This is a genomic window from Enterobacter sp. MGH 24 (assembly GCF_000493015.1).
In the GTDB taxonomy this organism is placed as follows: Bacteria; Pseudomonadota; Gammaproteobacteria; order Enterobacterales; family Enterobacteriaceae; genus Enterobacter.
In genome coordinates, this window is record NZ_KI535657.1 from 3,766,663 (window position 1) to 3,779,349 (window position 12,687).

Genomic DNA, 12,687 nt, shown 5'->3' on the forward strand with positions numbered 1-12,687 from the left:
TACACCTCCATTTAGTTACAACATACTATTTGCCCTTTTTTTTTAAAAGCACATGCAGCACCGTGCGGTTATTGCTAAGCAGGTGAGAAAATTCAATGTTCCGTTAACATGCTTGCAACGGTGAGGGAGATCACGTTTAATAGCCTCGCTCTTTTCCTTCCTGAAACTCACTATGATTGTTCGTCCTAAACAGCACTGGCTACAACTGATTTTCGTCTGGCACGGTTCGGTACTTCCTAAAATCTACACTCGACTGCTGCTCAACTTCCTGCTTTCTATCGCCGTTATCCTGATGCTGCCGTGGTATACCTCGCTGGGCATCAAATTTACCGTGGCGCCGTTTAGCATTCTCGGCGTGGCGATCGCTATCTTTCTCGGTTTCAGAAACAACGCCTGTTACTCACGCTACGTTGAAGCTCGCCTGCTCTGGGGACAGCTGATGATAGCGGCGCGCTCGCTGTTCCGCGAGGTAAAAAATACCTTGCCCGACGATAAGCACCTGGGCGAGTTTGTCCGCCTGCAGATTGCTTTTGCCAACTGCCTGCGCATGACCCTGCGCCGGGATCTGAACGCCGGGCAACTCTCTCGCTATCTTGCTCCGGATGATTTACGTCAGGTGATGAGCGCCAACTCGCCGGCAAACCGTATTTTACTGATCATGGGGGAGTGGCTGGCCGTGCGGCGGCGTAACGGGCAACTCTCGGACATCCTGTTCCACAGCCTGAACAACCGTCTGAACGATATGTCCATCGTCCTTTCCGGGTGCGAGCGCATTGCGACAACGCCGGTGCCGTTTGCCTATACGCTGATTTTGCACCGCACGGTGTATCTGTTCTGCATCATGCTGCCGTTCGCGCTGGTTGTGGATCTGCACTACATGACGCCCTTTGTCTCGGCGCTGATCTCATACACCTTTATCTCGCTGGACACCCTGGCGGAAGAGCTGGAAGACCCGTTCGGCACTGAGAATAACGATCTGCCGCTGGACGCCATCTGCAACATGATGGAACGCGATCTGCTGCAGATGAACGATGAAGAGAACATTCCGGAAAGGCTGATGCCGGATAAGCATTATCAGCTGACCTGACGGGCGTTCCACTCGTCGCGGGTGATCTCCCACAGCTCAGAATCCAGCATACCGCTGACGTACGCTTTTTGTTCCGTTCTGATAAGCCGCATGCCGCTACTGTCTGAAATACGCCGGGAGCGGCTGTTGGCGGCGGCTTTCGGGGCGCGTAATACGGGTTTGTTTAGGGTATTGAACCAGTAATCCGTCGCGGCAATGCTGGCCTCGCGCATATATCCCTGGCCCTGAAACTCCGGGGCCAACCAGAATCCTCGGTTGTTATCTTCCACATCGTACAGACAGATAATGCCCATCAGCGCGTCCGGCACCTCGCGGCGACGAATGCTCCAGAACCAGGCAATCCCTTTCGCCATATCCGGCAGCGCCACGTTGTTGACATAGTTTTCCGCGCCGTTATCCGGGTAGGGCCAGGGCACGGAAGAGACCATATAGCGGACAATCTCCCAGCGCGGATAAAGCTTTTGTATCTGGACCGCATCTTCGGCAACCAGCGGTTTTAGCAGCAGGCGTTCTGTCGTGAGCGTAGGTATCGTCATCTGCGGATCTCCATATTTAAGCGTTATGCTTTTGTTTGCGTTCTGGTATTTTCATCTTTACAGCACTCTATCCCAGCTAGCTCTCTTTTCCATACTACTAACATTTACAGAGGTAACCATGGTATTAAGACGGGCGAATCCACAGGAAGCCGAAATACTCTGGAATATTCGCAATCAGGCGATTCGTCACGGCTGTAAAACCAGCTACGATGCCGACGTCATTGCGCGCTGGACGCCCGATCTCATGCCCGAACGCTATCGGCAAATGGTCATTGAATACCCTTTTTACGTGGTGGAAGATGAAAAGGGCGAGATTGCGGCAACCGGCTATCTGGATCTGGATACCCATTGCCTGGAGGCGATATTCACCTTGCCCGCGGCATTCGGCAAAGGCATGGCGACCCGGATTATCGAGGCGCTCAAAAATGAGGCCCGCTGTCGGGGGATAACCCGCCTGAGGCTGGATGCAACGCCTAACGCCCAGTCGTTTTATCAGAAGCTGGGGTTTGTGACGCTGAACGAAACCTATCATCACTCGCGTATGGCGCGGGCTGATTTACGCTGTTTTGAAATGTCGATCGACTTGTAATGTGAGGAACACATGGCTGTCACGGTAAGACCTCTACGTGAAGACGATTATTCCCAATGGAGACCGCTGTGGGATGGTTATACCCATTTTTATGATTGCTACCTCGAGGAATCCGTCACTGCATCGACATGGGAAAGGGCGCTCTCAGCGCATTCACCGATGTTCTGCCGCGTGGCTGAGAAGGATCAAAAGGTCATTGGTTTCGCGATGTGCATTCTGCATGAAGGCACCTGGTCAACGGCCCCCATCTGCTACCTTGAAGATCTGTTTGTTGATGCCGACGAACGCGGGGCGGGCGCCGGTAAGGCGCTTATTGATGCTCTGATTGAGGAAGGCAAGCGCGAAGGGTGGTCGAAACTGTATTGGGTCACCCGGGAGAACAACCCGGCGCGTAAACTCTATGACAAATATGGCGAAGCTGACGATTACGTCCGCTATCGCCTCTCTCTTTAAGACGACAACGCCTGTGTTTGTATCACACTGTATCAGCCTCCCGGATACATACACAGGCTTGCAATAAACCCGCTTTCGCACATATCCGCTATACATTGCAGTGTTGTTATATCCCCGTGAATTGTACTCAACCGGAGATACCAACATGTTTAGCAAACTCGCGTACTCAACCCTCGCACTGACCGTTTCTCTTGGCACCGTGATGGCCTGTCAGGCCGAAGTCACCGGCACAAATGTCGCGGCAGCCTTTGATCATCCGCAGCAAATCAACGCCGGCGATCTGAATATCGGTTATGTCGACATCGGCCCGAAAAATGGCCAGCCGGTTATTTTACTGCACGGCTGGCCGTACGATATTCACAGCTATGCCGAGGTCGCGCCCGCACTGGCGGCAAAAGGCTATCGGGTGATTGTGCCTTCTCTGCGCGGCTACGGCACCACGCGCTTCCTGTCAGCCAAAACGCCGCGCAACGGTCAGCCTTCAGCCATGGCGAAAGACATTGTGAACCTGATGGACGCCCTGAATATTAAGCAGGCGGTATTTGCAGGATATGACTGGGGTGCCCGTACGGCGGATATCGTTGCGGCGCTATGGCCAGAGCGCGTTAAATCACTGGTGTCGGTGAGCGGGTATCTGATCAGCAGCCAGCAGATTGGCAAACAGCCGCTGCCGCCAAAAGCGGAGCAGCAGTGGTGGTATCAGTTCTATTTCGCCACCGCGCGCGGTGCTGAGGGCTATGCCAAAAATACGCATGACTTCGCCCGTTTAATCTGGTCTCAGGCCTCGCCTGACTGGAAATTTAGCGATGCTGTCTTTAACGCCAGCGCCAAATCGCTCGATAACCCGGATCACGTCGCCGTGACGCTCAGCAACTACCGCTGGCGTTTAGGGCTGGAAAAAGGCGAGCGCAAATACGACAGCTATGAGCAAAAACTGGCCGCGCTGCCGAACATCACCGTTCCAACGATCACCATTGAAGGCGGAAACAACGGTGCGCCGCATCCGGCTCCGCAGGCCTATGCAGGTAAATTTACCGGTAAATATGAGCATCGCACCTTTGGGGCAACCGTGGGGCATAACCCGCCTCAGGAAGATCCGCAGGATTTCGTCAAGGCCGTCGTCGACGCTGACAAGCTCTGAAATGTGCTATTTTCAGTACGTTACCCTTCGGTCTGGAGATTTCGGTGGAGCATATTGATCATATCCTTGTCGTCGATGACGACAGGGATATTCGTGAACTGATTGTCGATTATCTCGTTAAGTCTGGCTATCGCGCCACGGGCGCGGCCAACGGCAAAGAGATGCGCGTCGTGCTGGATAAACAGCATATCGACCTGGTGGTGCTGGACGTCATGATGCCCGGCGACGACGGCCTTACGCTGTGTCGAGAGCTACGCGTCGGTAAATATAAAGATCTGCCCATCCTGATGCTGACGGCCCGCAATGAGGAGACGGACAGGATCCTGGGCCTGGAGATGGGCGCGGATGACTACGTGGTGAAGCCGTTTGTCGCCCGCGAACTGCTGGCGCGTATCAAAGCGATTTTACGGCGTTTTCGCACGATGCCGCCCAATCTGCAGGTGACGGAAGCAGGGCGGCTGGTGATGTTCGGTGAATGGCAGCTCGATACCGTCGCCCGCCACTTAATCGATCCGGAAGGGGTGATCGTGGCGCTCAGCGGGGCGGAGTATCGCCTGCTGCGCGTTTTCCTTGACCATCCTCAGCGGGTGCTGACCCGCGATCAGCTGCTCAACCTGACGCAGGGGCGCGACGCCGAGCTGTTTGAGCGTTCTATCGACCTGCTGGTTAGCCGGGTCCGTCAGCGCCTGAACGAAGATGCCCGTACCCCCGCCTATATCAAAACCGTGCGCAGCGAAGGCTACGTCTTTACCATGCCCGTAACCATCAAAGAGGTTAACGAATGAGTCTATGGCCACGCTCGCTGCTGGCCCGTTTGCTGATCGTCGTGCTACCAGGCCTGCTGCTGGCTAACGCCCTGAGCCTGACGCTGGTCATGATTGAGCGAATGCACAGCGCCCGCACGGTGATGCTCGGTAATCTGGAAAATGACGTCGCAACCAGCGTCGCCATTTTAGACCGGTTACCAGCCAGCGAGCGGGCGGCCTGGCTTCCGCGCCTCGAACGGGGTAACTATCGCTATATTCTGGGCACAGGGGAGCCCGGCGCAGCGCCAACGGATAAGCGCTCGCAGGATGCCATCCGTACCTTAAAAGCGACGCTTGCGGCAGAGTATCCGCTCAGCTTCACCGCCGTTCCCGGCACCATTTCGCACATCCAGGCGCATCTTACGTTACGCGATGGCTCGCCGCTGACCATTGACCTCATCCCGCGCATGCCGCCGGTCGCCAGCTGGCTGCCCGTTGTGCTCATCCTGCAGCTGCTGCTCCTGGCGGCCTGCTCCTGGATCGCCGTACGGCAGGTGGTACGGCCTTTTTCACAATTTACCCGCGCGGTGGACTCGTTGGATCCTGCAGCCAGCACGCCAATGACGGAGAAAGGGCCGCTGGAGGTGCAGCGCGCAGCCCATGCCTTCAACGCCATGCAGGCGCGCATTCAGTCTTATCTCAGGGAGCGCGCGCAGATCCTGGCCTCTATTTCTCACGATCTCCAGACCCCTATTACCCGCATGAAGCTTCGTGTTGAAATGGCGGATCAGCCTGAACTGCGGGACAAGCTCTTAAACGACCTTGATAACATGTCGCGTCTGGTGCGGGAGGGTATTGCGTATGCCCGGTCATCAGAACCCCTGGAAGAGACCCCGCTGAAGCTGGAGCTGAACGCATGGGTCAACAGCATCGCCTGCGATTATCAGGACATCGGTAAAAACGTGCAGTTTCAGGCAGGCGAAGCCCGTTTACCGATTGTCACGCGCCCGCAGGCGCTTCGTCGGGTGATGACCAACCTGCTGGATAACGCCCTCAAGTTCGGCGAGCGTGCCGCGATTGCCATAGACGATTTGTCTGACAGCGAGGTGGTTATTCACGTTGTGGACGACGGTCCGGGGATCCCCGAAGCCGAGCTTGAGGCGGTATTACAGCCGTTTTATCGGGTTGAAACATCGCGCAACCGCGATACCGGCGGCACAGGGCTCGGGCTGGCGATTGCCGCGCAGCTTACCGCTCAGATGGAAGGCAAGCTCAACCTGACGAACCGGACCGAAGGCGGGCTGGATGTCTCCATTACGCTACCGCGCCGTTAGGTAATAATTGTACGGCTTTGTATCTCCCGGCCAGGGCGATACAAAGCCAGACAAAACCCGCGTTTTTACACATATCCTGAACACATCCGCACGATGAAATAGCCTCACTGCAGCGTCGCAGGACTTGTATTGTGAGGTGTCTATGTTTCTGTTAATCGCTTTTCTGGGCGGGATGATAAGCCTGCTCAGCCCATGTACGCTCCCGGTTATCCCGCTCCTGTTCGCCGGTTTTCAGGGACAGCGACGCCATATTCTGGCTATGCTCGCGGGGATGATTGTGATGTTCACCCTGGTCGCGATGATCGTCACCGTCGCCAGCGAGTGGATAGCAGAGGCAACCATCGTCGGGCGCTGGATCGCCCTCGTTATTCTGGCCGCGGCCGCGCTGGCCTTAATTTTTCCGTCGTTCGCCCAGCGTATTGCGGGTCCTGCCGTCAGCGCGGGAAACGCCCTCAACGCCCGAAGCGGGAAAACGCGCGGTATGGCATCGGCTTTTCTGGCCGGGCTGGCGGTCGGGCTGCTCTGGTCCCCCTGCGCCGGGCCCATACTGGGCGCCATTTTCAGCATTAATATCGCCGGCCACTCGGCCATTGCGACGGGCGCGCTGCTGGCGGCCTATGGCAGCGGATGCGCGCTGATGTTGAGCCTGCTCGTTTCAGGAGGCCGCACGCTGATGGCGCCGCTAAGAGCAAAATCGGCGCTGATGGAAAAACTGCGGCAGGGGGCAGGCGTGACGATGCTGGCGGCGGTCGTATTTAACGCGACAGGGCTGACTTCGCTTCTGAAAGGGGCAAACGGCGTTGCGGACCGTCTGGAGACAACGCTCCTGACGCTGGCGAAACCCACAGCCGCGCAGGTGAAGCTCCAGCCGGTCGTGATGGCAGAGCCCAGCAGCCAGCTGCCTTCGTTAAGCGGCGGGACAGGGTGGATTAACGGTGACCCTGTCACGTCTGAATCATTGCGAGGGAAGGTGGTGTTGATTGATTTCTGGACGTGGGATTGCATCAACTGCCAGCATACGCTTCCCCATGTGCGCGACTGGGCCACAAAGTATCAGTCGCAGGGTCTGGTTGTGATAGGGGTTCACACGCCGGAATATCCCTGGGAAAAGCCGCTCGCCTCGGTGAAAAATGCGGTAAATAAATGGCAGCTGCCGTACCGGGTGGTGACGGATAATAACTATCAAATCTGGAACGCCTTCGGGAACCAGTACTGGCCAGCGCATTACTATTTCGATGCCAAAGGCCAGCTGCGCTATACCGCCTTTGGTGAAGGCGATTATGAGCAGCAGGAAAAGGTTATCCAGCAGCTGCTCAAAGAGGCCCGTTCATAGCCCCGTTCAGGGCTGACGCTGAGCCACCATAAACAGCCGCGGGAAAGCCAGCAGTATTTGCCCGTTTTCCTGGAGCGGATACTGCTCTTCCAGCAGTTCATGGTAGCGTTTCAGAAAACGTTTCTGCTCGCTCTCATTCAGTTCCTGGAGCCACGGGCGCAAACCGGTGGCGCTTACCCAGTCAATAATGGCCTGGTGGGAACTCATTTTATGGAAATAGGTTGTCCGCCAGATATCCACGTCACAGCCGGCCTCCGACAAGATGTCGTAATAGGCATGCACGCCCGGCAGAGGTTCGCGGCCGCGATCGGGGTAGTCCTGCTCCAGCGCTACTTCACGCATCGCCACGTGAGTGGGTTCAAGCCAGTTGTCAGGCATCTGGATCGCTAATACGCCGTTAAGCGTGAGCAGGGAAACAAGGTGCGGCAGGAGATCGTAATGGTCCGGGACCCACTGTAGCGATGCGTTAGCGTAAATCAGGCTCAGCGGCTGGCCAGGCTTGTACTGGCGAATATCAGCCTCAACAAAATGGCAGTCGGGTAACGCGCTGCGTGCTTCCTCGAGCATTGCAGGTGAGTTATCCACCCCGGTGATGCGTGCCGATGGCCAGCGATGCTTTAACAACGCGGTGCTGTTTCCTGGCCCACAGCCTAAATCAGCGATGGTGGAGACCTCATCCAGCGGAATTCTGGCGAGCAGTTCAGCGGCAGGACGCGTTCTTTCCGCGCCGTATTGCAGGTAAAGAGAAGGGTTCCAGTCGGCCATCTTCGGTTCTCCGTTTTGCAGGCTTCTGCAAGAATAGCACAGCCAGACACCTGCACGGCGGCAGGTGTTCCAGGAGTGGCAGGCTAGAGAATGCCTTTCAGCGCAACATGATAAAGCATCATGATGGTCTTCCCGTCGACAATCTTGCCCGTTTCAATGCCGCATAATGCCTCTTCAAGCGTCATTTCCAGCACGTCGATATCTTCTCCTTCCGCCTTGATTCCGCCGCCTGCGCCGGTTCTGTCTTTCGGCTGGTACTCGGCAAGATAAAAATAGAGCTTTTCCGTGACGGAGCCCGGGCTCATATAGGCTTCAAAGATTTTCTGCACGCGTGAAACGTGGAATCCGGTCTCTTCTTCCGCCTCTGCTTTTATGCGGCTTTCGGGATCCATATTGTCCAACAATCCCGCAGCGGCTTCGATTAAATCGCCCTCATGGCCGTTGATAAAGACGGGGAAGCGGAACTGGCGCGTCAGGATCACCGTCTTTTTATCACGGTTGTAGAGAAGAATCGTCGCGCCGTTCCCACGGTCGTAGACTTCCCGATGCTGTCGTTGCCACTCGCCATCACGTCGCTGCAGGTCGAAGGTGTATTTTTTAAGGACGTACCAGTTATCTGAGAGCGTTTCACTGTTAATGATGCGTACATCTGCACGTTTTGATTGCACGTTTGTTCCTCCTTACGTAGAGTAATTATCATAAACAGCATTTTCGTGCACTTTCAAGATAAAGTGTGCAACATCAGGAATTCATGATGCTCACCAGTCAGCGAAAACAATTGATCCTCGAAAAGCTCGGCGCCGAAGGTCAGGTCCAGTCAAAAGCGCTCAGCATGTTCTTTGACGTCTCTGAAGACACCATCAGGCGTGATTTACGCGAGCTGGCGGCAGAAGGGCGCTTGCAGCGCGTTCACGGCGGCGCGCTTCCGGCATCATCCGCGATTGCTCCCTTTGCTGAACGGCAATCCGTGAAAATGGATGCGAAAAAACGGGTTGCCCGCAAAGGCGCACAGCTGATTTCATCGGGCCAGGTGGTGATTGTCGACGGTGGCACGACGACCTCGGCGCTGATTACGTTTTTACCGGCGGACTTGCGCATCACAGTGGTTACGCACAGCCCGAGCATTGCCCTGGGGCTAGTCGATCATCCGTCTATTGAGGTGATTCTGATCGGCGGTCGCTTATATAAGCACTCTATCGTTGCGGTCGGCGCTGCGGCCATCGAAGGTATCGAAAATATTCATGCAGATCTGTTCTTTATGGGCGTGACCGGTATTCACCCCGACGCGGGGCTAACCACCGGAGATTTCGAAGAGGCGTGCATCAAACGTGCATTTTCCGGCAGAGCCGCGGAGACGGTGGTCCTGGCTTCTCCGGAAAAGATCAACACAGCGTCTTCGTTTGTGATTGGCGATGTGTCATCGGTGAACACCATCGTCGTGGAAGACAATACCGATAAGGCGTGGATCCGCGCGATATCGGAAAAGGGGGTATCCATCGTGTTGACCTCAGAGTGAGGCTATCTGATAGCCAGCCTGTGACCACAGGCTGGCTGGCGATCTGCCTTAAGCCTCAGGAATACTCTCAAGCGCGGTATAAACCCTCAGTCCATATTTGTGGGCGACCTCAATGTCCATATCGGCGCCTTTAGACGCACCGGGAATACGATAAATCGCATCACATTTAGCGATGAGCCGGTGAGCAACGGGGTACAGCATCGCTTCACTGATTTCATCACCAACCGCTTTCGAACCTGCGGCCTTTGCCAACGGTAAAGCCAGCCATTCACCAATGACCGGGACGTGACCCCGCTGGTAAACGGCTAATGCTGCGCTTTCGAGACGCGCCAGATTCTCATCAATACGTGCCTGAACGCCCTCGGTTCCGCTGCGATAGGGTCCAGCAATTAAAATTAGCTGTTGTGTCATAGGTACCTCTGTCAGTGTTGTTGCATGAAATTGCACGTTTGTTACGATACCATACGGGATTATGGCCGTATTATGAAACACTTTCGTGCATCATCGTGCAAAAAGATGCATGACAGATCATTTAAGGGCTCCGTTTGGGAAACGGGAAATATGCTAGCGGACGCGACTTCTGAGCATTAACCAGTTCCGCCAGATATACCATGCTTGCATGTTTTCCAGCGACGTTCGCGTAGTTCCCGGACAGGACTCTGCCACAGGGAATTGAACGGGCCCATACACTGGGGAAATATCGGGGCAAACAGACCGATCAGGAACGACATCAGAAAGTCCTTTACTACCGGCAGGTCAAGAAGCTGAGCATCCGTGAAACAGCAGATGCGACAGGGTACAGCCCCTCCCAGATATGTCGCATTCAGGCACTGTACCGGCAATCAGAAACGAGTGATTTGGGTTAAGTTGTGATTGTTGTATGATGCCGGTGAGTATAACCGCTTATATATTGAGGGATTAATATAGATGACAAGTCAGAGCACGCCAGCCAACAATACAACGTCCACCCGCCTGAAACTTCGCTCCACGGGCGTCACGGCCTACTGTACCTTTGGACCTGCACTCTATTTTCATCCTGACAGTGAAACGCTGATTGCCGTTGATGCCTGCGATAACGATACCATTGAACGAGAGCATGGCCGACTGGAAAAACTGCTGGCAACTCGTATCGATGCCCAACTGCGCATTGACGACCTGACAAAGCAAATGACCAGTCTGGACTGGCATCAGATCGCTCAGAGGAACCGCCTCGAATCACAGCTAAAACAGGAATATCAACAGCTCGACAGTGCCATCGGAGCATTGCGAAACGAGCTTCAGGATCTGACGCCGGCCAGTCAGCTTCCAAAAGCGATACTGCTGGACGATAACGCCAAAAAAAGCGCCATTGGCATTATGGAGATGATCGAAATCCGGGGAGGCGGGTATCGTGGCGGCCGCTACACCTATGTCCGTTCCGATAAAATTCGCAGCCACTGGCGGCGCTATCGCCTGAACGACGGCGAAAAACAGCCGGAGACAAAGAGTTTTATTAAAACCGTCAGTCATACCGGCGAAGATGGCGTCACCCGTACGCGACAGGAAATCGATACAGAGAAGCTGAAATCACAGCTGGCAAAAGTAAAACCGTCAATGACCGTCTGGGAACAAAAGCTGATTGATGACCATGTGGACGTCCTGACTAACTGGGCCAGAGAACTGAATGACAGCCTGAAAAAGCATGCCGAATCGGAAAGCGGCAACATCGTCTTTGACGGACAGGCCCAGCTAATGCGCTGGACTTACGGTGCTGGCCTCAAAGGCACCCTGAATCCATTTGAATATGACATCCGGACCGGCAAGATAAAACCGACCACCAAGGCCAGCGGTAAACTGAGCGCCTACGCCAGCCTGGCACTGGCCGAAGCCAGAAGCACCGCAAAAGTCTACTGGCCTGATCATGCCGGAATCCATATCTGCTACCCGCTGGATCCTACACGTATCCCTGGAGGAGGTCTGGGGCTTCTAGGCGTTCTGCGCTTTGACTTTGAGCTGGCACTATCCGGCAGTATCGGAGCCAGTCTGGGTATCGAGTCCGGCGTCAGCTTCTCCGGGGACGTGGTGAAAGGCCTTCCCATCAAAGCAACACCAACTGGCACGCCCGGGCAGTGGCGCAATGTTGATATTTCAAAAGCCGCCGAAGACGTAAAACCCGGTGCAGAACTGAGTCTGTTTGCGGGCGCAGAAGCCGGGACCAATCTCGCCGGCAAAATGGTCTGGCTCAACCCGGACCAGGGAGGTAAAGGTAGCGAAAAATTCACCTCCCTGGCTACAGTGGCAACGGGAGTCACCTTTCAGGCTGGTTGGGGTGTCAGTGGCTGCGTGGAGTTTCGCTGGGAGGATGGTAAGGTCCGCATACGGGTTAAAGGGGGACTGTGTTCCGGCCTTGGCGCAAAAGGTTCAGTCACTCTGGAGGTGAACGGTAAGGCTATCATGGGCGAGTTTATGCCCTGTCTCACTTATATGCTGCGCAACGCGGATTACACCCGCCTGATGGATATTATGACCGAAAAGAATTACGGCTATTTCTGTGCTATCCCGTTACTCGCCGGTATGTACAACCTGAACAGGGCGATCGATGCCGGTGATGAAATAATTGATTCACTGAAAGCAGGGTGGCGAGACAAAGAAGCCCGCGTGGCGCTGATGGAAAAAATTCTCACCGATGCCGACTACCTGAAATATGCTCCACCAGAAAGTAAAGGTGCAGCTATTGCAGCCCTGATTGAAACCAGTTTCTGGGATGAAGTTGCCAGCCCGGCCAGCCACCAGGGGGAATCCTGTGAGGCTGGTACCACCTATGCCAGCCGTAAGCGCGCGATTCTCGCCGTCCTGCGCTGGGTGCAGTCAAAGCGTGAGTACGAAAATATCATGCAGCATCTGTACAGAAAAATAGGCGAAAAAGGCGACTGGAAAGTCAATGAGGCCCGCGTTATCGAGTTTCTTGCTGAGGGTGAGCAACCGCGCGAGTACGGGTACGATGCCAGCTTCATTCCGGGGGCGCAAAAGGTCATCATCACCCCCAGCCACTATGCAGAAAACCTGCATGCCATTTACACCCATTTGCCGGATGCGCCTGCCATTTCACCGGGTCACCCGAACGAATTCATGCTCCCACTTACGCCTGTGTCGCCGTCATTCCTGCACAGTTGCACCACCTACATCACCACCCAGCACGGACGATAAT

Annotated in this window: 13 protein-coding genes and 1 pseudogene; 10 read left to right on the forward strand and 4 right to left on the reverse strand. The window is 55.2% G+C overall.

Annotation, left to right across the window (positions count from 1 at the left end):
• Positions 1-172: 172 nt before the first annotated feature.
• Positions 173-1,087, forward strand: coding sequence for a bestrophin family protein (locus L370_RS04275; RefSeq protein WP_023335722.1), 915 nt, complete (start codon positions 173-175; stop codon positions 1,085-1,087).
• Here the strand turns inward: L370_RS04275 and L370_RS04270 are convergent.
• Positions 1,075-1,623, reverse strand: a complete 549-nt coding sequence (locus L370_RS04270; protein WP_023335723.1) for a GNAT family N-acetyltransferase — start codon at positions 1,621-1,623, stop codon at positions 1,075-1,077. The genes L370_RS04275 and L370_RS04270 overlap by 13 nt on opposite strands.
• Before the next feature lie 118 nt (positions 1,624-1,741).
• Between L370_RS04270 and L370_RS04265 the strand changes: the two genes are divergently transcribed.
• From L370_RS04265 to L370_RS04240, 6 genes are all read left to right on the forward strand, one after another.
• Positions 1,742-2,212: a GNAT family N-acetyltransferase gene (locus L370_RS04265; protein WP_023335724.1), complete on the forward strand. Its 471-nt coding sequence runs from the start codon at positions 1,742-1,744 to the stop codon at positions 2,210-2,212.
• A 12-nt stretch (positions 2,213-2,224) separates the two neighbouring features.
• Positions 2,225-2,665 (forward strand): GNAT family N-acetyltransferase, encoded by a 441-nt coding sequence (locus tag L370_RS04260; RefSeq protein WP_023335725.1) that lies wholly within the window; start codon positions 2,225-2,227, stop codon positions 2,663-2,665.
• 145 nt (positions 2,666-2,810) lie between these two features.
• The gene (locus L370_RS04255) at positions 2,811-3,806 is read left to right on the forward strand and encodes an alpha/beta fold hydrolase (RefSeq protein WP_023335726.1); all 996 of its coding nucleotides are present in this window, start codon (positions 2,811-2,813) and stop codon (positions 3,804-3,806) included.
• A 44-nt stretch (positions 3,807-3,850) separates the two neighbouring features.
• Positions 3,851-4,591 carry a response regulator gene (locus L370_RS04250; RefSeq protein WP_023335727.1) on the forward strand — a complete coding sequence of 247 codons (741 nt, stop codon included), beginning with the start codon at positions 3,851-3,853 and terminating at the stop codon, positions 4,589-4,591.
• Complete coding sequence (locus L370_RS04245; protein WP_023335728.1) at positions 4,588-5,886, forward strand: ATP-binding protein; 1,299 nt, start codon at positions 4,588-4,590, stop codon at positions 5,884-5,886. The genes L370_RS04250 and L370_RS04245 overlap by 4 nt, the downstream gene beginning before the upstream one ends.
• 142 nt (positions 5,887-6,028) lie before the next feature.
• Positions 6,029-7,219: a cytochrome c biogenesis protein/redoxin gene (locus tag L370_RS04240; RefSeq protein ID WP_023335729.1), complete on the forward strand. Its 1,191-nt coding sequence runs from the start codon at positions 6,029-6,031 to the stop codon at positions 7,217-7,219.
• A 6-nt stretch (positions 7,220-7,225) separates the two neighbouring features.
• On the opposite strand, the gene tam is transcribed toward L370_RS04240, so the two are convergent.
• Together tam and L370_RS04230 are read right to left on the reverse strand one after the other, a co-directional pair.
• Entirely contained in the window at positions 7,226-7,984 is a 759-nt protein-coding gene (gene tam / locus L370_RS04235) for a trans-aconitate 2-methyltransferase (protein ID WP_023335730.1), read from the reverse strand.
• 83 nt (positions 7,985-8,067) lie between these two features.
• Entirely contained in the window at positions 8,068-8,652 is a 585-nt protein-coding gene (locus L370_RS04230; protein ID WP_023335731.1) for an NUDIX hydrolase, read from the reverse strand.
• 86 nt (positions 8,653-8,738) lie between these two features.
• Here L370_RS04230 and L370_RS04225 point away from each other — a divergent pair, with 86 nt between their 5' ends.
• On the forward strand, positions 8,739-9,500 hold the full coding sequence (locus tag L370_RS04225; protein ID WP_023335732.1) for a DeoR/GlpR family DNA-binding transcription regulator: 762 nt from the start codon (positions 8,739-8,741) through the stop codon (positions 9,498-9,500).
• A 48-nt stretch (positions 9,501-9,548) separates the two neighbouring features.
• Here the strand turns inward: L370_RS04225 and L370_RS04220 are convergent, their stop codons facing one another.
• Positions 9,549-9,911 (reverse strand): TIR domain-containing protein, encoded by a 363-nt coding sequence (locus L370_RS04220; RefSeq protein ID WP_023335733.1) that lies wholly within the window; start codon positions 9,909-9,911, stop codon positions 9,549-9,551.
• Between the two features lie 254 nt (positions 9,912-10,165).
• Between L370_RS04220 and L370_RS22985 the strand changes: the two are divergent.
• Positions 10,166-10,366, forward strand: a pseudogene (locus L370_RS22985) (helix-turn-helix domain-containing protein); the annotation flags it as partial.
• Between the two features lie 61 nt (positions 10,367-10,427).
• On the forward strand, positions 10,428-12,686 hold the full coding sequence (locus L370_RS04215) for a hypothetical protein (RefSeq protein WP_023335734.1): 2,259 nt from the start codon (positions 10,428-10,430) through the stop codon (positions 12,684-12,686).
• Position 12,687: the final 1 nt, after the last annotated feature.

What these genes read in the sequence shown, in the direction of transcription:
- L370_RS04275 (WP_023335722.1), top strand. Translation starts at nt 173, where the DNA reads ATGATTGTTCGTCCTAAACAGCACTGGCTACAACTGATTTTCGTCTGG.
- L370_RS04270 (WP_023335723.1), bottom strand. Translation starts at nt 1,623, where the DNA reads ATGACGATACCTACGCTCACGACAGAACGCCTGCTGCTAAAACCGCTG.
- L370_RS04265 (WP_023335724.1), top strand. Translation starts at nt 1,742, where the DNA reads ATGGTATTAAGACGGGCGAATCCACAGGAAGCCGAAATACTCTGGAAT.
- L370_RS04260 (WP_023335725.1), top strand. Translation starts at nt 2,225, where the DNA reads ATGGCTGTCACGGTAAGACCTCTACGTGAAGACGATTATTCCCAATGG.
- L370_RS04255 (WP_023335726.1), top strand. Translation starts at nt 2,811, where the DNA reads ATGTTTAGCAAACTCGCGTACTCAACCCTCGCACTGACCGTTTCTCTT.
- L370_RS04245 (WP_023335728.1), top strand. Translation starts at nt 4,588, where the DNA reads ATGAGTCTATGGCCACGCTCGCTGCTGGCCCGTTTGCTGATCGTCGTG.
- L370_RS04240 (WP_023335729.1), top strand. Translation starts at nt 6,029, where the DNA reads ATGTTTCTGTTAATCGCTTTTCTGGGCGGGATGATAAGCCTGCTCAGC.
- tam (WP_023335730.1), bottom strand. Translation starts at nt 7,984, where the DNA reads ATGGCCGACTGGAACCCTTCTCTTTACCTGCAATACGGCGCGGAAAGA.
- L370_RS04225 (WP_023335732.1), top strand. Translation starts at nt 8,739, where the DNA reads ATGCTCACCAGTCAGCGAAAACAATTGATCCTCGAAAAGCTCGGCGCC.
- L370_RS04220 (WP_023335733.1), bottom strand. Translation starts at nt 9,911, where the DNA reads ATGACACAACAGCTAATTTTAATTGCTGGACCCTATCGCAGCGGAACC.
- L370_RS04215 (WP_023335734.1), top strand. Translation starts at nt 10,428, where the DNA reads ATGACAAGTCAGAGCACGCCAGCCAACAATACAACGTCCACCCGCCTG.